This is a genomic window from Paenibacillus liaoningensis (genome assembly GCF_059609455.1).
Map to the genome: position 1 here is coordinate 335684 of NZ_JCAALU010000004.1, position 24553 is coordinate 360236.

Consider the following 24553-nt stretch of genomic DNA (forward strand, 5'->3'; position numbering starts at 1 on the left):
ACCAGTCCTCACCTTTTTTGTATCAGAAAGCATCCCCTTTAGCATCCAAAATAAAAAGAACGCTTGTTAACACATCAACAGTTGATGTGTAAACGGTTGATGTATAAACAATATAAAGATTAACGCTTTTAAGTTTTTCAGGCAAATAAAAAAAGCATGTATGGAGGATGGTTCTGTATGAATACCGAAGAAAAAAAACAAGAAATTTTAAAGGCTTATGAATTTAGATTTGCATGTAAAAACTTTGATACAGCCAAACAGATTCCCGATAATGATTTTAAATTCATTTTGGAAACGGGCAGATTATCACCAAGTTCATTTGGTCTTGAACCATGGAAGTTTGTCGTAGTTCAAGATTCTACGCTTCGTGAAAAATTAAGACCGGTTTCTAGCGGCGCTCAGGGACAGCTTTCGACTGCTAGCCATTTACTGTTTGTTTTGGCTAGAAAACAAAGCGGGCTTAGATTCGATTCTCCTTACGTAAACAAAATGATGCAGGATATTCAACATATGCCGGAAGACATTGCCCGATTTGTTTCCAGCATTTATAAAACGTTTACTGAAACAGAACTTCAAGATGATGACCAGCTCATTTTTGAATGGGCATGTAAACAAAGTTATATTGCTATCGGTAATATGATGACAGCTGCGGCTCAAATCGGGATTGACTCATGCCCAATTGAAGGCATCGACCGAGAGAAGGTGGCTGCTATTTTTGAAGAAGAGGGAATTATTCATAATAACGAATTTGGGGTAGCTTGCCTAGTTGCTTTCGGATATCGGCTAGAGGAGCCTAAACGTCCAAAAACAAGGCAAATCCTGAGTGACATCGTTGAGTGGAGATAAACCGACAAAGTATAATTTAATTAGACGAAGTAAAAGAAGCTGCTATTAGAGCGGCTTTTTTTTATGGAACAGGCATAAGCTATACATGTTTTTGTGGAGCATAGGCGAGCTGCCTAGCTGCTTGTAAAAAAAGAAATTAAGCGGTATAGTGTCTAATACATTGTCAAAAAAATTTGCCAAATATCTATTTAATGAAAGATGGGATGTTTCTTGAAAACAGATTGGGCTCAGGAAGCCGCAATTTTATTCCAAATGTATGGTGTAAACAAAACGATTAATACCTCATTTGATGCCTGCATTAGTATCAGTCAATCTCGTTTTGAAATACTCTCATTAATTTACCAAGAGTTCGAAATCAGTCAAGGTGATTTGCAAAGAAAAGTGACCATTGATAAGTCAGCCGTTACTAGACATATTAAACAGCTTGAAGAAAACGAGATTATATTAAGAAGAAGAAAAGAGGATGATAACCGTATAATTCTAGTCCGACTAACAGAACAGGGGCGACACTTAATTGAAAATGCACAAAGAGAGAAAGAGAGTTTTGCAAGGGCATTGCTCGCTGATATTGGTGAAGAAGAACTTGTTGCTTTTAGGGCAGTATTATCAAAATTAAATAAGAATGTCAAAGAGATTAAGGCGAGCGAATGCCGTCAATAGGTAAATCCAGCCGTTGTGCAGCTTATTTTTCCTATTTCAAGAAACCTGTATACTGTTCAGGCTTGCAAGATCTATATTCGAAGGGGTGCACCCAAATTGCGGTTCTACGCACTTTATTGAATTAGGTCTTTTTTTGCTGCAAATTTCATCAATGCAATTTCTGAACGATTTATTAAAGGCAGAACATGATGGAGGGCACATGAAAAATACGAAAGAGCCAATTTACGGCTATTTATTTGCACACTTTATCGGTGAACAGGAGGACGGGGAGCAGATCTATTTCGCATTGAGTCAAGATGGGCTCCATTGGCAGGATCTACATCTAAATCAACCCGTCTTGCGCTCAACAATCGGCGAAAAGGGAGTTCGAGATCCGTATTTGCTTCGTAGCATCGACGGCAACAAATTCTATTTAATGGCTACTGATCTTAGTATCTATCATCGCGGCGGTTGGCAAGGGTCTCAAGCAACGGTCACCGGAAGCCACTCGCTCATGATTTGGGAGTCGTCCGATCTGGTGAATTGGTCTGAGCCTCGAATGGTTAAGGTCGCTCCAAAGGAAGCGGGCTGTGCCTGGGCGCCGGAAGCGATCTATGATGAAGAGGAAGATGATTACATGGTTTTCTGGGCTTCCAGCATGGTGTCCAGTAACGGCAAGGAAAAGGGATTGCACATCTACGCCAGCAAAACACGGGATTTTCGAACCTTTACACCTTCTGAACTGTACATCACTCGAGGTGAAGATCGTACGATTATCGACACCACTATTATTAAAGCAGGCGGTATGTATTATCGAGCTTCGGGCGATGGACAAATCACGATCGAATCCAGCGAGCGACTTATGGGGGAATGGAAAGTTATTTCTACACTTGAGTCATTAGGTCTGGGACTAACTGGAAAGGATGTAGAGGGTCCAGAGTTTTTCAAGTTTAACGGCGAAGAGAAGTGGGGGCTTCTTGTTGATCAGTATGGAACGAATCGTGGCTACTTGCCACTCGTTACAACGAATATCGGCGATACAACCGGGAAGTGCTGGCGGAAGCCGGCGGCAGAAGAATATGCTTTTGGTCGTTTAAAGAAACGCCATGGAACGGTGATGCCGGTCACTCAGAGTGAGTACGATGCTATCCTGGCTAAGTGGGGATGACTAAGCATAAATTTCTTTCTTTTTTTATGGTAGAATCTGCTGTTTAAATAATCTTATTAGAATCCAGCTCGCATATGAGCTGGATTCTATATTTAATGGGGGTATTTTTTAAGTTGTATGTGCTCACATTGATTTACGATACTCGTTTGGAGACATGCCGGAGGCGTTGCGGAACAGCTTAATAAAGTAACTGGTATGCTCGTAGCCTAGCTGCTCCGCAATTTCTACCACGGTCATGTCGGACTGATTCAATAGCTCTTTCGCTTTCTCCATCTTCGTCCGCGTGACGAATTCGACGAAGGTTTCCCCGGTTTCCTGCTTGAAAATACGACTGAAGTGCGACGGATTCAGATTCAACCGATGGGCCATCTCATCCATTGCGATTTTCTCTCCAATATGGGTTTGAATGTAGCGCTGGGCTTCCGCGATCTCCCTCCGTACCGTATGGTCGCGCAGCATCTGAATATCGGTAGCTTTCTCTTCGAGAAAGTTCTGAAGCCATTCCAAAAGATGATTCAGCGTTTCGATAGAAGCGATTTGCTGCTGCTGCAGCTCACTGTTGAAGTTGATCACGAAGTTTTGCATCACCGTATATTTGAGCTCTAGCTCCAATGCCATTTTTAGTACCCAGCTTTTCACAGATTCGACTGGATAAACACGATCTTGAATGAATGCTCCCCATCGCTTCACCGTAGATTGGATGAGCGCCCTTTCTCCCCCAAGCATGCTGTCCTTCAGCTCCTGAAAGGCCTTGGCATAATGCAGGAACAAATCTTCTTTCGTCGTTTGGAGCGGCCGCAGCTCCGCAAAGACGAGCTCTCCTGCATAGAAACGGAACATCTTCACATTCATCAAATCTTGTAATTGCTTCTTCAATTGCAGGAAATCCCGAGCCACATCACCACGATAGAATGATATCCCAATACTGAGATGTCGGTACACTAATTGTTGAACACGCTTCAGCTCGGAGCGGATGTCCTCATGAAGATTACGTTTCAATGTGGCCGGGAAAGGAAACAGAAGGAAGTATTGGCGTTCGTTCGGTACAAGCAAGATAACACCTTCGTATTGAACCAATTCCTGCAAGGCGTTGTCGATGACGAATTGCATATTCATGGCTCCGCCAAACCGGCTTGCGAGCTCGAAGGAGCGCTCCGGCAGCACCGCAACAGGCAGGTATGGCATGCCATCACGGAGGTGGATGCCCATCCTCTCTGCTTCGTCGTTCCACTCCGCTTCGTTCCATATCGGCTGCTCCAGCAGCTTGCGAATAAATCGGGTATGAATGGCGGACAGATTTTGCTGCACGACGTTCTGCAGCTGGAGACGGTTGTTCTCGGCTTGTTTCTCTTCGGCTAACGTGCAAGCAAGCTGCTGCAGAACCGTAACGACATGCTCCATGCGAAGGCTTTCCTTCAGGATATAATCGTTGACGTTAAGCTTAACGGCTCTTTGGGCATATTGAAAATCCTCGTGACAGGATAAAATAATGGTCTTCAAACGAGGATTTGCCTCGCGAGCCTTCTCGATGAGATCAAGACCATCCATCACGGGCATACCGATATCCGTAATAAGAATGTCCGGCTGTTGGTTCTGGCAGGCTTCCCATGCTTCACCTCCATTGGAGCAGAGCGCGGAAAGCTCAAATCCAAGCTTGGACCAAGGAATGATATTGCTTAAATAATCAAGCACGGGGTAATGGTCGTCTGCAATAACAACTTTAAACATGGTGTTCACCTACCTCTACAGATTCGGCTGGCTCAGCAGCAGGGAATATTAATACGACTGTCGTCTGTTCGCCGTACACGCTATGAATGTTCATCTCAAAACGGTCACTATAAATCAACTTCAACCTGCTGTACACATTAAATAATCCAATTCCTGAGGCGGCTGTACGCTCCTCCGCCATCATCCTCTCAATTACGTCCCGCTTCTGAACATTGAATCGATCTTTCAAAGTCTGAAGCGTCTCTGGTGTCATGCCCAGACCATTATCTGCGATTGTGATACGCAGCATATGAGCATCCGTGGCTACCTTAATCGTGATGATACCGCCGCTCTGCGTAAATCCATGCTTATAAGCATTTTCGATGATTGGCTGCAAAATAAATCTAGGCACCGTTATGGTTAACGGGTCTGGCTGAATGTCTAGGTGGCACTCGGTCGGGAATCTCATTGTAAATTTCATTAAATCAATATACTGCATCGTCGTTTCAATCTCGGCATACAGCGTTACGAATTCATTTTGCCTCATCAAGCTTGCCCGCAGCAGCGAGGCTAAGGAGCCGACCGCATGAGCGGTGTCTTCATCATGCTTTAACAATAATTTCAAGCGTATGGAGCTTAGGACATTGAACAAAAAGTGCGGATGTACTTGCGCCTGGAGCATCGCCATTTCCGCTTGCCTCTTCAATTGTTGTTCGATCTCAACTTGCTGGAGCATTTGCTGAATCCGATCCAGCATCATGTCGAATGAGCGTCCGAGCCGCCCAATCTCGTCACGGCCGCGAATATTGGAGCGGTATTGCAAATCCCCGGATTCCACCTTCTTGGCCGCCTCGCCCAGCAATCGAACCGGTTTCGTGAATCTACCCAATAGATAGGTCAAAGCAAATAAGAAAAAGATGGCAAACAGCGATTGAAGCAATAAGGCGGACTGATAGAAGGTATTTAATTTACCGGTAAGCTGCTCGTAAGGAGCCAGACTTACCAGTCTCCAGTCCGCATAACGGAGTGGAAGCGAGAGATGAATTTGATTCTCTCCTCGCAGGTGAATAAAGCTTGGTGAAGAGCTTGTCTCCTCGTTCATGATCGTGTGGAATGGCTGACCAATTACGTCGGCGTTTCGATTGGATAGAATGATATTTTCGTCACTCAGCAGGTAAACATCTTCTTCCAAGCCAGCGAACAGATCTCGAATGGAGTCTTCCGTTCGACTGACAATCAAATAAGCGAAGGGGGCTTGATCAACAGCCTCCGTCAATGCCCGAGCCGTCAAATAAACATATCCTTGATCTTGATCCAGCGGCGGCAAGTAGTTCCGCAATCCACCCAAAAACAACGTCTCGTATGCCGTCAGTCGGGATGCCTTGGCGAACCAGTCCTGCTGAGTAAATTGCTGTGGCTCGAAATCGTAAAAGGAATAATCGGAATAAGCGCGGCCATCCCTTGTCAGCAGCGTAAGCCGTAAATCAGGCTTCTCTCCCGCAATCTGCTCTAGCCGGGTCGTTAGTTGTCTAGCAGCAATCGGATGATCCTGGGCTTCCTCCAGCAAGGTTTTAATCTCGGGATCGAATTGGACGAAATTTGAGATAGACACAAGCTCCTCCATAATTGCATTGGCTTGAGATTGTACAATGGCAAGGGATTGCGTTGCTTTCTCAAGGGTGTGCTCTCGAATAATTAACTTGGAGTAGTAGCTGCTAATATACAGCATAGCTACCGTAGGCAATACCAGACAGGCAATAGATGTCAGAATCAGCTTTTGCCGCAAGGATAAATGTTTTAGCTTTAATATAACACGCATGATGTTGTGCACCCCTCGTTGCCATTCTTCTTTATAAAGCCATACTACAGCATGCTGATGAACGATTCATTCAACATTTTTTGCAATGAGGGAAAAAATATCGCAAAACTTTTTTGCTATAGAAAAAATCGTTGCATGTTTGCATGGAACGCGGCACCTATAATGAGGAAGACATAGAGGACAGTGAGGTGGCAAATTTGGAGCAGACAACGAGAAATGGTTTGGATCAGGGGGCGAAAACAGGCAAGGCTCTCCGAATCCGCAAGCAAGGGTTTTACGACATGATTAATGGTTATCTATTTATTTTGCCAATGCTGTTGTTGACTATGACGCTGGTCGTTATCCCGATCATTTTGTCAGGGTTGATAAGTTTTACCGAGTGGAACTTCATTGCAGGGCTCGATGGGCTAAATTTTATCGGATTTGAGAATTATAATAATTTGCTGCATGATGAAGGGTTCCATCGAGCGCTTCGGAACAATGTCATCATGATCGCGGTTGTTCCCGTATCGATGCTTTTCGCGCTGGTGCTCGCGGCTTTGATTAACCAAGCAACCTACTTTAAAGATTTCTTCAAAGTCATCTACTTTATGCCTTTCATTTCAAGTTTCGTGGCAATCGCTTTATTATGGCGAGTCTTGTTCCATCCCAACAGCGGACCAATTAACGGATTTTTGCGGGGGATAGGCATTGAGAATCCGCCGCTTTGGCTGGCGGACCCGCAATTCGCACTGATTGCAGTCATGATTATTATGGTTTGGACTTCGCTTGGTTTTAATATGGTCATTTATTTGGCAGGCTTGCAGGGAATTCCAAAGGATATTTATGAGGCGGCCGATGTAGATGGAGCTTCTCCTCTGAGGCAGTTTTTCACTATTACCTTGCCCATGCTTTCTCCGACAACCTTCTTTTTGCTTATTACAGGTGTGGTTGGCTCGTTTAAGGTTTTCGATCTCATTATGGTGTTGACCAGCGGCGGCCCTGCCGGCTCTACATCGGTCATCGTTTATTACCTTTACGAAGCGGCGTTTGTTAACCTGCAATCCGGCTATGCGTCTGCGATGGGGATCGTGCTGCTGCTGCTGATCTTATTCGTGACACTTATCCAATGGGTGGGTCAGAAGAAATGGGTAAATTACTAGGGGGAATACACATATGCAATCCGTCAGCGCGAGCCGTCTGATCGTCACGGCTCTAATGGGAATCGTCGGGATATTTTTTATCCTGCCATTCATTTGGATGTTATCGGCCTCGTTCAAGCCTGAATTGGAGGTTATGACATACCCCATACAATGGATTCCGAAAACATGGTACATGATAGAAAACTACACACAAGTCTGGTCTGGTGCTGTTCCATTCACTCTTTATTACTTGAATAGCATTAAAGTGACACTGATGGCTACCGCATTGTCGTTAATCATTTCGGCTATGGCTGCTTATGGATTTTCCAAGGTGATCTTCAAAGGCCGGGAAGCTATGTTTATCTTAGTGCTGGCTACTTACATGATTCCTTCTCAGGCCATCCTTGTTCCGCAATTTATGATGTTTCGCTGGCTTGGTCTATTCGATAGCCATTTCGGTCTTGTATTGCTTGCAGCATCGGGAGTATTAGGCACGTTCTTGCTGCGCCAGTTCTTCATGAGCGTCCATAATGAGATTATCGAATCTGCGCGAATCGACGGCGCGAATCATTGGATTATTTTCTTCCGGATCGGGCTGCCGTTAGTCAAGCCGGCGCTTGCGACTTATATGATTCTGCGTTTCATTTGGACATGGAACGATTATCAGAATCCACTTATTTTCCTGCGCTCTGAAGCCTTGTTCACGCTTCAGCTGGGGATTCGGAAGTTTGCCGATTTTAATGGAGAGTTTTATTCGCTTATGATGGCGGGAGCCGTTTCTGCGATCTTGCCACTGTTGATCATCTTCATTGTAGGCCAGAAACAAGTGATTGAAGGCGTGGCCTCGGGAAGTGTCAAAGGATAGAAAACTATTATTCAAGGGGGAATTTCGATGTTAAAGAAAAAATGGATTCAGGCGACTGTCGTTTCGGTTTTGGTTGCGCTTGCAACATCAGCATGCTCGGGGGCAGGCGGCAATAGTACGGCGGAGGAGACGGGAAGCAAGGGCTCTTCAGACGGGGCAGTCACCATTAAATTGCATACTTGGTATCCGAAGAAAGCTGATAATTGGGATATCGTAATCGAGGAGTTCGAGAAGAAACATCCTGGGATCAAGGTGGAGTTCAACTCCGCAGAAGACAACAACTCGAATGAATATTATAAAAAGCTGGATTTAGCCGCGGCTTCTGGCGACGATCTGGATGTTATTATGTTTAGTAACATGGCATTTCTCAGCCAGCGCGCCGAGCTCGGCTTGTTGGAGCCAGTTGATACGTATATAGAGAAGGAAGGTTTCTCTCTGGCGGACGAGTACTCCACGGACACACGAATCAAAGATGTAACCTATGGCTTGCCAGGCAAGCTTTCTACACCTATGGTTTTCATCAATGAGAGCCGTCTCCATCAAGCGGGACTGGAGCTTCCGAAGGAATGGACCTGGGACCAGTATATGGAGTATGCCAAGGCGATGACGACGACCGCAAACGGCAAAACGCAATACGGCACCTATTTCCACAGCTGGATTCAATTCGGTTATTTCATTCAGAATATGGGGCAATCGACTACCGGAGCTAATCTCACGACGGACGATGGCTTGAAAGCAAACATCGATACTCCTGCAATAAGGAAATCGTTGGAAGTTCGTCTGCAAGGGGAACGAGAAGGCTCGGCGACGCCTTACTCAGAAATTGTGAGCCAGAAGCTAAATTACCGTCCACAATACTTCAACCAGGATACGAGCATGATTACGATGGCATCATTCTTGGTGCCGGAAGCAGGGGGAACGGAGCAAGTACCTGCAACGTTCAAAACCGTGTTCGCACCACTTCCGACGATGAACGCAGGGGATCCGCTCACAGGCAACGTCAGCGGCGACGTATTTGGCGTATACAGCAAGTCCAAGCATAAAGAAGCTGCTTACACCTTTATCCGCTGGTTCACTACGGAAGGAATCGTCCTGCAGGGCAAGAACTTCCCAGCGTGGAAAAAAGCCGATCTGAACAAGGTTGTAGACAACATTATTGCGGGCACGAAAACGCCTGAAAAAATCGATAAGGAATCCTTGATGTACGTTCTCGAAAACACGAAGCAGGCCACCCCAGCTGTCGCTGTTCCTTACCATGCGGAGTTAGAAAAGGTGTTCCTGGAGGAATTCGACAAAATGATGTTATCCGGCGTCGACATTGATACGACGATTCGCAATACACAAGAAAAGGTTCAGAAAATTATTGATTCCAAGCAGTAAAAGGTTATGTGCAGCGCGGATGGGTATTCGCGCTGCACATCTATTATCCATTATGAGGAGTGATAAGGATGCTATACCCTATTAATACGTCTTCTCGCAGCGTTATCGATTTGTCCGGCATTTGGAATTTCAAAACAGATCCCGGAATCGGTTTACTGGAAGGATGGCAGATGCAGTCGCTAAGCGACACGATTGCGATGGCTGTTCCGTCTTCCTATAACGATATCGGCGTGAACGCCGAAATACGAAATCATGTAGGATGGGTTTGGTACGAAAGGGAAATTGTTATTCCAAAGACGCTGGCCTCGCAGCGAATCGTTCTTCGATTCAGCTCGGCCACCCATGAAGCGAAGGTGTATATCAATGGAACGCTGGCCGTAGAGCATACGGGCGGCTTTACACCGTTCGAAGTGGAACTGAACGGTCATCTGCTGCCGCATAAAAATAGGCTGACAGTTGCCGTCAATAATATTTTGGACGAATCGACGCTGCCCGTGGGACATTTCGTGGAGCGCGATATTGAAGGAGTGGGCAAAGTCGCTCGGAATAATCCCAATTTCGATTTCTTTAACTATGCGGGGCTGCATCGTCCTGTGAAAATTTACACGACACCTCAAAGCTATATACAAGATGTACAGATTATATCAAGCGTCAAGGATGACGGTTCCGCGGAAGTGAGCTGCAAGATTGACAGCACCGGAGAGTCCGACGTGCGTATCTATATCCTAGATGAAGCGGGAAGCATCGTTGCCCAAGGAGAAGGGGAGCAAGGGAGCTTCTTGCTGGCGGATGCTAAGCTTTGGGAGCCTATGAATGCTTATTTGTACACGTTAAAGGTGGAGCTAGTTCAAGGAGGAGAAATCATCGATGAGTATGATCAACCCTTTGGCATCCGGACTGTGGAAGTGGCGGGCGGCAAATTCCTAATCAATGGCAAACCGTTCTACTTCAAGGGCTTCGGCAAACACGAGGATTCGCCGATTCATGGACGTGGCATTAACGAGGCGGCCAATGTCATGGATTTTCGATTGATGAAGTGGATGGGTGCCAATTCGTTCCGTACATCCCATTATCCATATTCGGAAGAAATCATGAGACTGGCTGACAGGGAAGGATTCGTCGTTATCGACGAGGTGGCTGCCGTCGGTCTGCATTTGAATTTCATTCCAACGCTGACGGGTGGGAAGCGACGGGACACGTGGAAAGAGCTGAGAACCTATGAAGCGCATCGGGAAGCCATTCGCGAGCTGATTGCGAGAGACAAGAACCATGCATGCGTTGTGTTGTGGTCCATCGCCAATGAGCCTGCGACTTCCGAGGAAGGGGCGCGTGAGTACTTCGAGCCGCTGCTCCGATATGCGAAGGAATGCGACCCGCAAGGACGCCCCGTCACAGTGGTGACGCTTCAGGAAGGGAGCCCGGAGCATTGCAAGGTATCGGATCTGGTAGACGTTCTCTGCTTGAATCGGTATTACGGCTGGTACGTTGAAGGCGGGGAATGGGAGATTGCTAAATCGAGACTCCGCCAGGAGCTCCAAGGCTGGAAGAAGCGCTGCCCAGAGAAGCCAATCATCATGACGGAATATGGCGCGGATACGATCGCAGGCTTCCATGATGTTGATCCCGTCATGTTTACCGAGGAATTTCAGACCGAATTTTTACGGGCAAATCATGAGATTTTCGACGAGTGCAGCAATTTTGTCGGCGAGCATGTATGGAACTTTGCCGATTTCAGCACCAGTCAGGGCATCTTCCGCGTTCAAGGGAACAAGAAAGGGGTTTTTACGCGTGACCGCAAGCCGAAATTAGCGGCGCACGAGCTGAAGAAACGGTGGGAAGCGATTCCAGACTATTATTATAAGAGCTAAATTGCTTATGTACGACGACGACGATGAGTAGTGTCATTAATGAACCCTACACCTGAAGCAATCAGGCCAGCCCGGTTTTGGCATCAGCAACCAAGACCGGGCTGGCCTGATTGCTTTTCTTGTTATGCATTTATGACAGGAAATTCCGTGTTCAAATTTGAGATTTTTGTGATAGACTTCACCTTAAAGTTGCTCCTCTCTCTGGGCGATGTTGTTTTAGCCAAACACCATTTCTCAAAGATAGGGGCGCTTTCTCTTTTTCACATAGCTGCTTGCATCATTCGTTTCATTCTATTCCGGTAGGAAGTCCGGTTCTAGTCCGATTTTCATAATGTTTAGGTCGTCATAACAAAAGCGTTATGAAGGATTTGGGGGTACAATTAGGATAGGCGACTGCTGCAGCTTTGAAAGAGACTGAATATTTCGCTACGAAAACTACGAGTTAATCAGCTTGAAGGGACAGATGCCTGATGCGTGCATATCTAAATTCGCTGCGGTTTAAAATGTTTGCCAGTATCCTCTTTATGATCGTTCCGCTTGTAATCGTCATTATTGTGAATAGCATTTATTCAGTGGGGGTTGTCCGTAATCAGGTCGCCCAATCGAACAAAAATCTGCTCAGTCTGTATATGAATGAAATCGACCGCAATTTGAATGAAGTGGATGAGTATTTGTTCGATTTTACGGAAAATGATACCGATCTGATCGGATTTCAATTGCCGAGACAAAATAACGAAACGACCTATATGATGAGCAAATTGCGACTGTTCAATACGATTATGACAGATATTAGCGTACATCGTTCAATCGATCTCTTTTTTGTTTATTCGATAACAAACGGTGAGCTTATTATGACCCAGCAGTTCGGCTCATCGTTTGAAGAACGGGACGCAACCAAACAGGAAATTATGCAGATGCTGCAGGGGGAGCCGGGGGCCTACAGCGGTCCTGACTGGCATGTGTGGGAAGGACGTAACCATAATTATGCGCTGCTGCGTCTTATACGCAGCGGGGGGGTGTATGTCGGGGCGTGGGTTAACAGCAATAAGCTGATGGTGCCTTTAAATCTGATCGATCTCGGCGAAGCGGGAGCCGCACTGCTGACGACGGGCGAACTCAAGCCAATGAGCCAAAGCGAGATGATCGAGAGGGAAGGCATTGAACTGGCAAGCTCCTCAGAAGCGTATACGATAACGGGCAAGGAGAGATCATTTTTAATGATGGATGAATCGTCGGACAAAGGCGATTTTAAACTTATGGCGCTTGTGCCGGATGATGTTATTCAGCAAAAGCTTCCTTTTCTACAGAGGGTATCCTCATTCATAACGGCGGGTGCTGTCGTTTTTTTTGTCGTATTTTTATTTTTTATACGCTATGTGTTTCTTAAGCCGATGAAGCAGTTGGTCGTGGCGATGAGGAAGACGAGAGACGGTCATTGGGGTACAAGACTACATCAGAGCAGTACGTCCACCGAATTTGAAATCGTTAATGAAACTTTCAATCGTATGATTGCGGAAATTCGCGAACTGAAGATCGATGTATATGAAGAAAAATTAAACCATCAGAAGTCGGAGCTTCAATTGCTTCAATTGCAAATTAATCCGCACTTTTTTTTGAACTCGTTAAACATTGTTTACAATTTGGCAACGGTCAAGGATTACAAGCTGATTCAGGAAATGTCGAAGTGTCTGGTCGTCTACTTCCGTTACATGTTTCGAACGAACCGATATGTCGTACCGTTAAAAGAAGAGCTGCTGCATACTGCCAATTATTTGCGTATCCAGCAGCTTCGGTTTCCTGACTCGCTGAGCAGCAGCATCGAAATGAAGGACGAAGTGAAGGAGGTTGAAATTCCGCCTCTTGTCATTCAGACAATCGTTGAAAATACCATTAAACATGCGGTTGATATCGATCAGCCAATTACAATTGAGGTTGTTGCAGCGCTGCTGGAGTCGGATAACGGGAACCGTATTGTAATCACGATAAAAGACAACGGCTCCGGTTTTCCCGAAGAAGTGCTGAGTAGTCTGCATGCCGATGAGGAAAAAATAAGCGAAGAGGGCGAGCATGTAGGGATTTGGAATATTAAGCGCAGGCTGAGGCTGCTCTATCAATCGGACGCAGCGATAACCTTCGAGAACAATCAGAGCGGCGGCGGGGCTATCGTAACGATGTCGCTGCCAATGCCCGCTGCTGGACATTCATGATCATACTACATCCAGAAGGTGGGGGCTTATATGTTTACCGTATTAATTGTAGATGATGAGGTTCATGCGATCCGAGGGCTGGAGGTAGGCGTCCGCTGGAAATCCTTGAAGGTTCAACATGTGCATACCGCGCTAAGCCTGAAGCAGGCTCAGCAAATTTATTTGAATGAGCCGATTCATTTAATGGTGTGCGATATCGAAATGCCTAAAGGGACAGGCATCGAATTGCTGGAATGGGTAAGGGAGCATGATCCAAAGGTAGAGACGATTTTTTTGACATCGCATTCCGATTTCTCTTATGCGCAGAAAGCGATCAAGCTGGGCAGCTTCGAGTATTTGCTTAAACCGGTTGATTATGAAGAACTGGAGCAAGTAATCCGTAAAGCGTTAGCTAAAATCGAAAAAACACAGGAGCTTCTAATGTATGAAAGCGATTACAAGCATTATGCTCAGCTTTGGGAATCACAAAAGCCGTTGATGAAAGAGCGTTTTTGGCAGGAGCTCATCAAGCAAAGCATAGGCTCTTCCCCGGAAAGAATCTCCGAATATGCTGCGAGCAGCAAGCTGCCTAATCTGGTGAGGTCTAAATATTTGCCGATCTTAATTCGCGTCCAAAAATGGTATAAACCGCTCAGTCAGCGGGATGAGCAGATTATGGAGTATGCGCTGCGAAATGCAGCGAATGAGCAAATTTTGAAAAATGAAGCCGGGTCCGCCGTCATATCCGTTCCTAATGGTGGGCTGCTTGTGCTGCTTGAAGCATCAACAGATAGGATGGATACAGCGATGCTGGACGATTGCATCAGCTATGTGCGCGGCTGCAGCCAATACTTTAGCTGTGATTTAAACTGTTACATCGGTCAGCCTGTGTATGCTACTGAAATGGTGACAAGCTATTACAATCTTATTCAAATGGACCGTGACAATGTGACGCATTTCAATCAAACCTTTTTGTTTCGCCATTACAAGAAGTCTAAAGTGGGAACCCTGCAGCCGCCTTCCATGAGTTCGTGGGAAGAGTGGATGAAAATGGGAGCCAGGGATAAGTTGACGGAGGCTGTCGCTTGTTATTTGGATGATTTGAGGGACAGGAAGTACGGCGTCGACGCTCAGGCCTTGCAGCTGTTTTATCAAAATTTTCTGCAGATGATGTTTTTTGTGCTGCAAGTGAAGGGATTACAGGCCAATGATGTGTTCGCGAAAAGTCTGCTTACAGACAAGCCGCAAGAGGTGCTCCGCTCCGTGTCGTCACTCAAGGAATGGATCCTTTATCTCATTGACGTGTCGATGAGCCAAATTCACGCCACTCAAAAAAGCCTTTCAGTGGTCGACCGCGTGAAGGCCTATATTCAAGAGCATATAGGCGAGCAAAATCTGACCCGGGAAGAGGTAGCGGGCTGCGTATATTTGAACCCTGATTATTTGAATCGGGTATTCAAGAAGGAAACGGGCATGTCCATTTCGGATTATGTACAATTACAACGCATTGCATATGCAAAAGTACTGTTAGCATTGCCAGATTACACCGTTAGTGATATTGCCCTGCAGTCAGGCTATTCCAATCTATCTTATTTTTCCACTCTGTTTAAAAAAATGACAGGTATGAATCCAGGCGATTACCGCAAGCAAGCCCAGTCGAAAGAGGTCGAGATTTCGAAACTGTAAAGTCCGGATAGTGGTTATTGCCTATGTTCCGTACACCCTACAATAGAGCTACAAGATAGAATACAACAACGAAATGAGGGAAGGCGATGGAAACACCGCAAATCGCACAGGCTGTTCGTGCAGGAGAGCGGAAAGAAAGCGGGCGGCTGAATTTTATTTTGAGAAAATTAAAGCGTTACCGCGCACTGTTCCTGATGATCATTCCGGGCATGATTTATTTGATTATCAATAACTATCTGCCCATGTTTGGAGTTGTCATAGCGTTTAAGGACATTAATTATGCCAAAGGAATTCTTGGGAGCGATTGGATCGGGTTTAAGAACTTTGAATATTTGTTTGAAACGAAGGACGCCTGGATTATTACGCGCAACACGATTTTGTACAATGGCGCATTTATCGTCATTAATACGGTGTTGGCTATCGCGGTAGCGATTTTATTAAATGAAGTAAAGAAGAAGCTTGCGTCGCGCTTCTATCAAAGTGCCATTTTGCTGCCGTATTTAATCTCAATGGTCGTTGTCGGCTATCTCGGATTGTCGCTGCTCAATGTAGAGAGCGGTTTCATCAATAAACAACTGCTGCCGCTGCTCGGTATGGATCCGATAGCTTGGTATACAGAGGCTAAATATTGGCCGTATATTCTCGCAATTGTTAATATTTGGAAAAATGTAGGGTATTTATGCATCATTTATTTAGCTTCTATTATTGGCATTGATCACGAATATTATGAAGCAGCGACGATTGACGGCGCAAACAAATGGCATCAAATCCGCAGCATTACCGTTCCGCTCATCATGCCTACCATTACCATTATGACACTGCTTGCGATCGGACGTATTTTTTACTCTGACTTCGGGCTGTTCTATCAGGTTCCGCTTAATTCAGGTCCTCTTCAGCCAACGACAGATGTTATAGACACATACGTATACCGAGGACTCATGACTTTGGGAGATATCGGAATGTCGTCGGCTGCGGGCTTGTACCAATCGCTTGTCGGTTTTGTGCTCGTATTGGCCGCTAATTACGCTGTGAGCCGCAAGAACAGAGATCAGGCGCTGTTTTAGAATAAGAAAAAGGTTCTTGTTAGGAGAGGTAACTTCATGAAGACGAACCATATGAATCAATATGCTGTACATGCCATCCTTATTTTGCTGACAGCTGCTTGCGTATTTCCGTTTCTGCTGTTAATCACATCATCACTGACACAGGAGCAGGCGATTGTGAGGGATGGATACAGCCTGCTGCCTAAGGCATGGAGCATCGAGGCTTACGAGTATTTGTGGAATAAATCCACGTCGCTGGTTAAGGCTTACGGCATAACGGTAACGATTACAATTATCGGGACAACCGTGGGGCTGCTCATTTCAGCGCTGCTGGCGTATCCGCTGTCGCGGGGAGATATGCCGCTGAGGGGGACGCTGTCCTTTATCGTATTTTTCACGCTGCTGTTCAACGGGGGGCTGGTGCCGACATATCTCGTGTTTACCGAGGTATTCGACATGAAAAATACACTGCTTGCGCTGATCATACCTGGCCTGCTTACAAACGGCTTCTTCATTCTGCTGATCCGCTCGTTTTTCAGCACCTCAATCCCGGTTCCCATTATCGAATCGGCCTATATTGACGGGGCAACGGAGTTTAAAATTTTTTACCAGATCGTGATACCGCTTTCTTTACCGATTTTGGCCACTATCGGTCTCATGCTGACGATTGGCTATTGGAACGACTGGTTCAACGGCTTGATCTATGTGACGGAGCCTGAATTATACAGTATCCAAAATTTATTGAACCGGATGCTGAGTAATATCCAATTTCTACAGCAAACCAACATTGGGGGCAACAACAGCACGGCTGCGGCGGGACTTCCTATGAATTCCGTGCGGATGGCGATGGCAGTTGCAGGAATATTGCCCATTTTGTGTGTGTATCCTTTTTTCCAAAAGTATTTCGTTAAAGGCCTTACCATTGGAGCTGTTAAAGGTTAGTTAGAGGCAGCCAAGCTCGGATCTCGCAGGTCCGATTGGTATAGATTTATGATCATCAGCACACAGGGGGAAATCGAAGATGAAGAAGAAAACAACGACACTGCTTTTATCGATTATGCTTGTACTAAGCCTGCTTCTTGCAGCCTGCGGCAGTTCGGAAAATGGAGGCAACGCTTCGCCTGGCGGATCTGGAAGTGAAGCTGGAGCCGGCGATAGCGAAGCCGTGGAACTGACGATGGCCTTTATTAATCTCGGCACGATGTCGGATGTTGCGGCGGTGCAGGAGGAGATAAACAAAATTACCAAGTCCAAAATTAATGCGACTGTGAAGCTGATGCCTATTGATATTGCAGCATGGAACCAGCAGGTCAATCTTCTTCTGGCAGGCAACGAGCCTCTGGACCTGCTTGTTACTTCCTCTTTTTTTAATTACAGCTCTCAGGTTGCCAAAGGACAGCTGCTGCCGCTTGAAGAGCTTCTTGAGAAGTATGCGCCGGAAATTAAAAATACGATGCCTTCGGAAATTTACAATGGTACGAAAATCGGCGGAAGTATTTATGGCGTGTCGAGCATACGCGACGTGGGCGCAGATTATGGCATGGTAATGCGTAAGGATTTGATTGACAAGCACGGCATTGATCTTTCGGGAGTCAAGACTTTTGAGGATCTTGGTACAGTATTCCAGACGATTAAGGATAAGGAACCGGGCATTGTGCCTCTCGTTCAAAGCACGCAAACAGGCACGGTTGCTTATCAAATGTATACACCGCAGATCGATCCGCTTGGAGACAGCCTTGGCGTGATTTTGCTGGACAGTAATGATCTGAAAGTCGTAAATCTGCTGGAAACAGACATTTTCAAAAATAAGGTCACTCTTGCACGCAAGTGGTATGAAGCCGGCTATATTATGCAGGACGTAGCAACGACGCAGGAGCAGGGCTCAAGTCTCGTAAAAGCAGGCAAAGCGCTTGGTTATTTTAATAATATGAAGCCAGGCTTTGAGGCACAGGAATCCAAGACTACCGGTTATGAAATGACCAGTGTCCATCTGTCTGAGCCTGTGATCCAATCGAATGGAGCAAGCGGCTTTATGATGTCGGTTCCCCGCAACAGCGAAAACCCGGAACGCGCTATGCAGCTTCTTAACCTGCTTTATTCGGATGCCGAAGTGATGAACTTGCTGGCGAACGGCATTGAAGGCAAGCACTATGTGAAGAATGAGGACGGAACGATCAAGCTTCCAGAAGGCGTGAAGGAAACGACATATCAGTTCAACCAATGGGAAGTGGGCAACAATTTTTTAACATATGTGTGGGAAGGTACGGATAAGGATATTTGGGAGCAGACGAAAAAATTCAACGAATCCGCGAAGGTATCTCCGGCACTCGGTTTCTCCTTCGATGCGACGCCGGTAAAAACGGAGGTGGCCGCGGCGACTAACGTGGTCAATCAATACAAGGTCGGGCTGGAATCCGGCTCGCTGGATCCTGCACTCATTGAGGAGTATAACGAGAAGCTGAAGGCGGCTGGGCTGGATAAGATTATTGCTGAGAAACAAAAGCAGCTTGATGAATGGGCGGCTGCTAACGGCAAATAAAAAGTTGAAAAACGGAGGTGGCGGAGTATGAAATTGCCGTTTGATGTACCGGAGTCCAAGAAAATCAGGCTAATCATTAATACCGACGCGAAAAATGAAGCTGATGATCAATTTGCCATTGTCCATGCCTTGCTGACTCCTCGTTTCAGGATAAAAGGTATTATAGCTGCCCAATTTGAAAAAACGGCTTCGATGATGAACCGGAAGGACACGATGCAGCAAAGCTATGACGAGATCGAGAAGGTGCTCTCGATTATGGGATTGCAAGAGGAGGTCCCTTACTATAAGGGGGCGGTCAGCGCATTGGAGAACGAAGAAACGCCCGTCCCTTCCGAGGGGGCTGCTGCGATTGTGCATGAAGCCATGAAGGAGGATTCCTCTCCGCTGTATGTCGTATTCCTTGGACCGCTTACAGATATGGCGTCAGCATTGCTTATGGAACCGCGGATCTCGGATAGGCTGACAGTTGTCTGGATTGGCGGCGGGCACTGGCCGCTCGGTGGCTGGGAGTATAACTTGTTTAACGATATTGCTGCCGCTAATGTGGTGTTCCAATCATCAGTGGAGCTGTGGCAGGTGCCGCACACCGTTTATACGACGATGAGGGTAAGTATTGCGGAGCTGATGTACAAGGTTAAGCCGTACGGTGAAATCGGGCAATATTTGTTCCAGCAGCTGATCGACTTCAACAATTGGGCAGCAGAAGCGTTCAAGGACTCCCCGTGGCCCAAAGGTGAAATGTGGTCGCTCGGCGACTCACCTGCCATAAGCCTGCTTCTGGATGAGCACGAATACGGGTATGAAATGAAGCCTGCTCCGAGAATAACCGAGGATATGTACTATGTGCATGATCAGAAGGAAAGAATGATCCGTGTCTATCATTTTGTGGATGTCCGCTTTACTCTGGAAGATATGTTCGCTAAGCTCGCATTGACGTATGGCAGCTAGAAGCTAGATTAAGGGTCCGTAGCTTGTTTGTTTTTGAGCCCCCGCGCACCGATTGGATCGCTGCGCGGGGGTTCTTTGTCATGAAGCTGCGAGGGAAGCGGCTTTTCCGCGTTTTAATCTATCACAGAATCTGGTAAATTTATGGTATATTAGCTATGAACCTGCAAAAAAGCTGTTTTTGACCATAGAGAGAATCATAGTGGAGATCGAAGCTTTTATACCGGAAATCCAAGAGGATGGTGTGTATTGGTGGAAAAGAGTACGAGGGATCAGCAGCGATTGAACACGGTCATAACATTTGCAGACAATGTGCTTAAGGAGGGAAGGGGCCGCAGCGGATGGGAGGCTAGCCCGTTGTTCGCTGACGGAATCGATGTTAGGACAAAGGAGCCCGTCACATGGCGATTTCCCGGAGGGCGCGAGGTGGTCATGTCCAATTTGGCGAGCCAGCAAAACCTGTTTCGTACCTTTGTGGGGCTTTCGAGGCTTACAGGCGATGAGCAGTATGAAAATGCCGCGAAAGCTGCGATCAAATTTCACTTTGACCATCTTCAAAGCCAGTGCGGCCTGCTGCAATGGGGCGGGCATCGGCTGATTGATCTGAAAACGCTGCAGGTTGCCGGGGCAGAGGAAAAAAACGGCATGGTGCATGAGCTGAAAAACCATTTTCCGTATTATGAACTTATGTACGAGGTTGACCCTGCAGCTACCGTCAAATACATTAGAGCGTTATGGAATGCACATGTTTTCAACTGGAGCACCCTTGAGATTAGCAGACACGGCAGCTTCGGCTTGAAAAGCAGCAGGCTGTGGGCACACGAATTCCGGGATGCGGAGCCGTTCTCAGAGGTTAGCGGGCTGTCCTTTCTGAACGCGGGAAATGATCTGATATATGCGGCAGGAATGCTGTACAAGCTGGCGGGCGAGAAAGGCGCTCTGTTATGGCTGAAAAGGCTTGCCCGCCAGTATAACAAGGCTAGAAATGCGGATACAGGCTTAGGTGCGTATCAGTTCAACCAAGCGAGAAAAGTGTATCATACGAATGACGACAGCAATACACATTCCCGTTTCGGGGACAGGGCTGGGCGGCAATTCGGTCCCGAGTTTGGAGACGCAGCGCTGGAAGGCAAAATGCTTTTGGAAGCGCAAGCCTCTACCGTCTATTATGAAAATACAATGATGCAGCTTCAGCTTGCAAGTGGGCTGGGGGAAGTAGTGAAGGAGCTGGCACAATGGTCAAGGCAAGGGCTCGGCGCTTTTTTGAAATACGGCTACGTTCCTGAAAAGAATGCGTTTAAGCCGATGCTCACCGACGGTACGGATTTATCGGGATATGCCCTTAAACGGGACGGCTATTATGGAGATAAAGGCGCCATCATCGGCCAGTTTCCCGCTACTAGCAAATTTTTGCTTTCCTGCGTGAGGACATTTATCCAAACGGGCGACGAAAGCCTATGGGAAGCGGCAAGAAGCATCGCCAAAGGGAATGGACTTGGAGATATGGGCAGTGAACCTGAAGTGGATGCCGCTCTGGATTTTTCGACAGAGTGCGACGATCCAAGAGCTCTTTATGCGATGCTTGATGTTTATTCAACATTCGGACATTCGCAATACTTGGAGATGGCTAGAAAAATAGGAGACAATATCATAGAGAAACAATTTCATTTCGGCTATTTTGTCCCTGCCAGACACAGCAAGTATGCGAATTTTGATACAGCCGAACCGCTCGCCCTTCTAGCGCTGCAGGCTGCAATTGAGGGAAAGCAGCACGGTGTCCCAGCATTCATAGACGGTAAAGGATTTTTTCATGCCAATATGGAAGCTGACGATGGCTCCGTAAAAACGTGGAAGTCCCCTCAGCTGTACAAGGAAACGATCTGAGCCTATTCCTCGACCAATTCTATAATGCCTATATTATTTTTGAACAGGAATACGACTCTCTTATTGCCGATAGCCGGAGCTGCCAAAGCCTCGGCTATGACGAGATAGCCCAGCTTCTTCAGTTGCTCGGTCTTCTCCAAGAGGTTCGCCGTTTCATAACAGAAATGGTAGGGTGTGCTGCCAACCTTTTTCAAAATATTTTTAACCGGAGAATTGTCATTCAGCGGACAGACCAGCTCTACCAAATAGCTGCCATTTTTAATAAATTGAATTAAAATATTCCGTTGATCGTCATGGCATTTTTCGCCGTCCACCTCGTACCCTAGCGCGATAAACTCCTGTAAAGCTTTATCTAAATCCTCTACGACATACCCTATATGATGTACTTTCATATAACTCAACTCCTATTAAAGTTTAGCTGCTCTATTCCACACATTTAATCACATACAACGGCTTTAAGGTCATCGCCCACTTCACAAATATAATATAATCCTCTGCTGTCAAATAAACAAGATAATTGACATCCTCGACAAAAAAAGGGAATTCGTTGACAATGATTCGACGATAGACTACGATAAAATTGACTTTGTTGTAAAAATTTATAAACTCCCAGATGTAGCGGCTTAAAGCTAGAGAAGGCTGTAAAAATGCTATCCTAAATCTAAGCAAGGGGAGAAGTTTCGTGAATATGATCAGTCGTGATTTAAATCTCGTATTTTCGGCAACGTTTACCGCAGAACCAGTCAGAAGGTCACTCGTTTTTTGGTTGGACAAGCTCGGAATAAACGCTGCAATTCAATATGAGAATCAGGTTTTCAAGCAACTGCTCGATCCTTATAGCGCTATGCGCCAAAACAACGGGATCAACGTCATTCTCATTCGTTTTGATGATTGGTTCAGGGTGGAGGACGGCTTGGAAACGGAGATCAGGAAGGATGCTTTAATACAATCCAAGCTTGACCGTAACATCGTTGATCTGTTGAATGCATTGAAAACATCAGTAGAGAGCACATCAGCCATTCATATTGTGTGTATTTGCCCTCCTTCGCCATTGATGGAATGGAGCTCCGAGACGGCTTGCGATTATAAGGAAATAGAGGACCGACTATATCAAGGGCTTCAAGGACTGAACGGCATTTTACCAGTGGCTTCTTCTGACATTTTGGATCTCTATCCCGTAGCGGATTATTATGATTTTCATTCGGATAAAATGGGACATATTCCATACAAACAAATTTTCTTTGATGCGTTAGGTACGGTCATTGCCAGAAAAATCTATTCGGCTGTGAGCCTGCCATATAAAGTGATCGTGCTGGATTGCGACCAGACGCTGTGGAAGGGCATTTGCGGTGAAGACGGCGTTGAAGGAATAGCGGTGGACCCGTATCGGAAGCAGCTGCAGGCATTTATGCTGGAGCAGCAGCGCTTAGGGATGCTTCTATGTCTTTGCAGCAAAAATAATGAAAGCGATGTCATAGAGGCGTTGAACCGGCCTGATATGCTGATCAAGCCCGAACACATCGCGGCTTCGAGAATCAACTGGGAGCGCAAATCGGATAATTTGGAAGCATTGGCTAAAGAGCTGAATTTGGGTCTCGACAGCTTCATCTTTATCGACGATAACCCTGTCGAATGTATGGAGGTTAAAGCACGTTGTCCCCAAGTTCTGACATTATGCTTGCCTGAAAAGGACGAGGACATTCCGCTTTACTTAAGCAACATTTGGGCATTTGACCGTATAAACACGACTGCGGCAGACCAAAGCCGTACGGAACAGGTTAAACAAAATACGGAGCGGAATAAGTTCCAGCAGGAAATGCTGTCCTACGAAGCTTTTATAAGCGGGTTGGAGCTGAACGTAAGTATTGCTCCTTTGGTTGATGAGGAGCTGGCAAGAGCCGCTCAATTGACTCAAAGGGTGAATCAATTTAATTTTACTACGGTCAGGCATTCGGAAGCCGAGCTCAGAAAACGATGCAGCGAAGACAATGTAAGCTGCTTCACGGTAACGGCAAGTGATAGATTTGGAGACTATGGAATGGTCGGCTTGGCCGTTTGCCGCGAGCAGGGTTCAAAGCTTAGGGTGGACAGCTTCCTTCTTAGCTGCAGAGCTCTAGGCAAAGGTATAGAATATACGATGCTTGCTAGACTTGGCGAATGGGCGGCGGACAATGGTCTGGGTGAAGTAGAGGTCGTTTTTGTTCCAACCTCCAAAAACCAGCCAGCTGGTCAGTTTTTAAGCTTAATCGGAGAACAGGACGTCACGGCTTCGACTGATCACAAAGTATATGCGTTCACGGCGGCCTTTGCCAGAACCATAAACTTTGCCTCCTACCTGGAAAAAGCCGACCACTACCGCGAGGAGGTACATGCAGCTGCGGAACAAACGGCGAGCGGGGCGGATACGGCTATTTTAGATGTGCTGGATGATATTGGGCGGCACTTGAATACTTCTAGAAGCATCCACGCCAAAGTAGAGGCGGCCTCGCAGGGCAAGACTGGCGAACGGGCAGAATACGTAGCTCCAAGAAATGAATTTGAGCAAAGAATATTAACCATTTGGGAAGATGTTTTAGTCATTGAGCAAATCGGAGTAATGGATAATTTGTTTGAGGTTGGCGGCGAATCGATCAAAGCGATTCAGATTTTGTCCCGAATTCGGGAGGAATTTGAAGTGGATTTGCCGATGACGGTGCTGTTCGAAGGTTCGCTTACGATTGCCGGACTTGCCGAGGCGGTGGAAACGAGCTTGCTCAGCAGCTTTGATGAGGACGCAATTGCTGAACAATTAGCGGCCTTGGAAAACCTGACGGAAGAAGAAATCGAGCTGCTGCTTCGGGAAGAGAGCGAGTGAGGC

At 46.4% G+C, this 24553-nt stretch carries 18 protein-coding genes; 15 read left to right on the forward strand and 3 right to left on the reverse strand.

Features of this window, described 5'->3' with window-relative positions:
• The first annotated feature begins 177 nt into the window (after window positions 1-177).
• The 3 genes from AC6B99_RS07655 to AC6B99_RS07665 all read left to right on the forward strand — a co-directional run bounded on the left by AC6B99_RS07655 (window position 178) and on the right by AC6B99_RS07665 (window position 2653).
• The gene (locus AC6B99_RS07655) at window positions 178-846 is read left to right on the forward strand and encodes an NAD(P)H-dependent oxidoreductase (protein ID WP_496663116.1); all 669 of its coding nucleotides are present in this window, start codon (window positions 178-180) and stop codon (window positions 844-846) included.
• Window positions 847-1056: 210 nt separating this feature from the next.
• Window positions 1057-1506, forward strand: coding sequence for a MarR family winged helix-turn-helix transcriptional regulator (locus AC6B99_RS07660; RefSeq protein WP_056041780.1), 450 nt, complete (start codon window positions 1057-1059; stop codon window positions 1504-1506).
• A gap of 199 nt (window positions 1507-1705) precedes the next feature.
• The gene (locus AC6B99_RS07665) at window positions 1706-2653 is read left to right on the forward strand and encodes a glycoside hydrolase family 43 protein (protein WP_496663117.1); all 948 of its coding nucleotides are present in this window, start codon (window positions 1706-1708) and stop codon (window positions 2651-2653) included.
• Window positions 2654-2776: 123 nt separating this feature from the next.
• Here the strand turns inward: AC6B99_RS07665 and AC6B99_RS07670 are convergent, their stop codons facing one another.
• On the reverse strand, window positions 2777-4381 hold the full coding sequence (locus AC6B99_RS07670) for a helix-turn-helix domain-containing protein (RefSeq protein ID WP_494861885.1): 1605 nt from the start codon (window positions 4379-4381) through the stop codon (window positions 2777-2779).
• Window positions 4374-6179: a sensor histidine kinase gene (locus AC6B99_RS07675; protein WP_496663118.1), complete on the reverse strand. Its 1806-nt coding sequence runs from the start codon at window positions 6177-6179 to the stop codon at window positions 4374-4376. Before AC6B99_RS07675 ends, AC6B99_RS07670 begins: the two co-directional genes overlap by 8 nt.
• Window positions 6180-6367: 188 nt before the next feature.
• Here AC6B99_RS07675 and AC6B99_RS07680 point away from each other — a divergent pair, with 188 nt between their 5' ends.
• The 11 genes from AC6B99_RS07680 (at window position 6368) to AC6B99_RS07730 (ending at window position 21696) form a co-directional block, all read left to right on the forward strand.
• Window positions 6368-7321: a carbohydrate ABC transporter permease gene (locus AC6B99_RS07680; RefSeq protein ID WP_327204955.1), complete on the forward strand. Its 954-nt coding sequence runs from the start codon at window positions 6368-6370 to the stop codon at window positions 7319-7321.
• A 13-nt stretch (window positions 7322-7334) separates the two neighbouring features.
• On the forward strand, window positions 7335-8165 hold the full coding sequence (locus AC6B99_RS07685; protein ID WP_046229276.1) for a carbohydrate ABC transporter permease: 831 nt from the start codon (window positions 7335-7337) through the stop codon (window positions 8163-8165).
• Window positions 8166-8192: 27 nt separating this feature from the next.
• Window positions 8193-9545 carry an ABC transporter substrate-binding protein gene (locus AC6B99_RS07690; RefSeq protein WP_496663119.1) on the forward strand — a complete coding sequence of 451 codons (1353 nt, stop codon included), beginning with the start codon at window positions 8193-8195 and terminating at the stop codon, window positions 9543-9545.
• Between the two features lie 68 nt (window positions 9546-9613).
• Window positions 9614-11413, forward strand: a complete 1800-nt coding sequence (uidA, locus tag AC6B99_RS07695) for a beta-glucuronidase (RefSeq protein WP_496663120.1) — start codon at window positions 9614-9616, stop codon at window positions 11411-11413.
• 470 nt (window positions 11414-11883) lie between these two features.
• Window positions 11884-13620 carry a histidine kinase gene (locus AC6B99_RS07700; RefSeq protein ID WP_494861875.1) on the forward strand — a complete coding sequence of 579 codons (1737 nt, stop codon included), beginning with the start codon at window positions 11884-11886 and terminating at the stop codon, window positions 13618-13620.
• Between the two features lie 30 nt (window positions 13621-13650).
• Window positions 13651-15285 carry a response regulator transcription factor gene (locus AC6B99_RS07705; RefSeq protein WP_496663121.1) on the forward strand — a complete coding sequence of 545 codons (1635 nt, stop codon included), beginning with the start codon at window positions 13651-13653 and terminating at the stop codon, window positions 15283-15285.
• Between the two features lie 194 nt (window positions 15286-15479).
• Window positions 15480-16349 (forward strand): ABC transporter permease, encoded by an 870-nt coding sequence (locus tag AC6B99_RS07710; protein WP_143088637.1) that lies wholly within the window; start codon window positions 15480-15482, stop codon window positions 16347-16349.
• Between the two features lie 36 nt (window positions 16350-16385).
• Window positions 16386-17270, forward strand: a complete 885-nt coding sequence (locus tag AC6B99_RS07715; protein WP_155973508.1) for a carbohydrate ABC transporter permease — start codon at window positions 16386-16388, stop codon at window positions 17268-17270.
• A gap of 79 nt (window positions 17271-17349) precedes the next feature.
• Entirely contained in the window at window positions 17350-18867 is a 1518-nt protein-coding gene (locus tag AC6B99_RS07720) for an ABC transporter substrate-binding protein (protein WP_496663122.1), read from the forward strand.
• Window positions 18868-18894: 27 nt separating this feature from the next.
• Window positions 18895-19815 carry a nucleoside hydrolase gene (locus tag AC6B99_RS07725; RefSeq protein ID WP_046229273.1) on the forward strand — a complete coding sequence of 307 codons (921 nt, stop codon included), beginning with the start codon at window positions 18895-18897 and terminating at the stop codon, window positions 19813-19815.
• A 249-nt stretch (window positions 19816-20064) separates the two neighbouring features.
• On the forward strand, window positions 20065-21696 hold the full coding sequence (locus AC6B99_RS07730; protein WP_496663123.1) for a hypothetical protein: 1632 nt from the start codon (window positions 20065-20067) through the stop codon (window positions 21694-21696).
• Between the two features lie 2 nt (window positions 21697-21698).
• On the opposite strand, the gene AC6B99_RS07735 is transcribed toward AC6B99_RS07730, so the two are convergent.
• Complete coding sequence (locus AC6B99_RS07735; RefSeq protein WP_496663124.1) at window positions 21699-22088, reverse strand: VOC family protein; 390 nt, start codon at window positions 22086-22088, stop codon at window positions 21699-21701.
• A 296-nt stretch (window positions 22089-22384) separates the two neighbouring features.
• Between AC6B99_RS07735 and AC6B99_RS07740 the strand changes: the two genes are divergently transcribed.
• Complete coding sequence (locus AC6B99_RS07740; protein WP_494862313.1) at window positions 22385-24550, forward strand: HAD-IIIC family phosphatase; 2166 nt, start codon at window positions 22385-22387, stop codon at window positions 24548-24550.
• Window positions 24551-24553: the final 3 nt, after the last annotated feature.

What these genes read in the sequence shown, in the direction of transcription:
- AC6B99_RS07655 (WP_496663116.1), top strand. Translation starts at nt 178, where the DNA reads ATGAATACCGAAGAAAAAAAACAAGAAATTTTAAAGGCTTATGAATTT.
- AC6B99_RS07665 (WP_496663117.1), top strand. Translation starts at nt 1,706, where the DNA reads ATGAAAAATACGAAAGAGCCAATTTACGGCTATTTATTTGCACACTTT.
- AC6B99_RS07670 (WP_494861885.1), bottom strand. Translation starts at nt 4,381, where the DNA reads ATGTTTAAAGTTGTTATTGCAGACGACCATTACCCCGTGCTTGATTAT.
- AC6B99_RS07675 (WP_496663118.1), bottom strand. Translation starts at nt 6,179, where the DNA reads ATGCGTGTTATATTAAAGCTAAAACATTTATCCTTGCGGCAAAAGCTG.
- AC6B99_RS07685 (WP_046229276.1), top strand. Translation starts at nt 7,335, where the DNA reads ATGCAATCCGTCAGCGCGAGCCGTCTGATCGTCACGGCTCTAATGGGA.
- AC6B99_RS07690 (WP_496663119.1), top strand. Translation starts at nt 8,193, where the DNA reads ATGTTAAAGAAAAAATGGATTCAGGCGACTGTCGTTTCGGTTTTGGTT.
- uidA (WP_496663120.1), top strand. Translation starts at nt 9,614, where the DNA reads ATGCTATACCCTATTAATACGTCTTCTCGCAGCGTTATCGATTTGTCC.
- AC6B99_RS07700 (WP_494861875.1), top strand. Translation starts at nt 11,884, where the DNA reads ATGCGTGCATATCTAAATTCGCTGCGGTTTAAAATGTTTGCCAGTATC.
- AC6B99_RS07705 (WP_496663121.1), top strand. Translation starts at nt 13,651, where the DNA reads ATGTTTACCGTATTAATTGTAGATGATGAGGTTCATGCGATCCGAGGG.
- AC6B99_RS07710 (WP_143088637.1), top strand. Translation starts at nt 15,480, where the DNA reads ATGATCATTCCGGGCATGATTTATTTGATTATCAATAACTATCTGCCC.
- AC6B99_RS07715 (WP_155973508.1), top strand. Translation starts at nt 16,386, where the DNA reads ATGAAGACGAACCATATGAATCAATATGCTGTACATGCCATCCTTATT.
- AC6B99_RS07720 (WP_496663122.1), top strand. Translation starts at nt 17,350, where the DNA reads ATGAAGAAGAAAACAACGACACTGCTTTTATCGATTATGCTTGTACTA.
- AC6B99_RS07725 (WP_046229273.1), top strand. Translation starts at nt 18,895, where the DNA reads ATGAAATTGCCGTTTGATGTACCGGAGTCCAAGAAAATCAGGCTAATC.
- AC6B99_RS07735 (WP_496663124.1), bottom strand. Translation starts at nt 22,088, where the DNA reads ATGAAAGTACATCATATAGGGTATGTCGTAGAGGATTTAGATAAAGCT.
- AC6B99_RS07740 (WP_494862313.1), top strand. Translation starts at nt 22,385, where the DNA reads ATGATCAGTCGTGATTTAAATCTCGTATTTTCGGCAACGTTTACCGCA.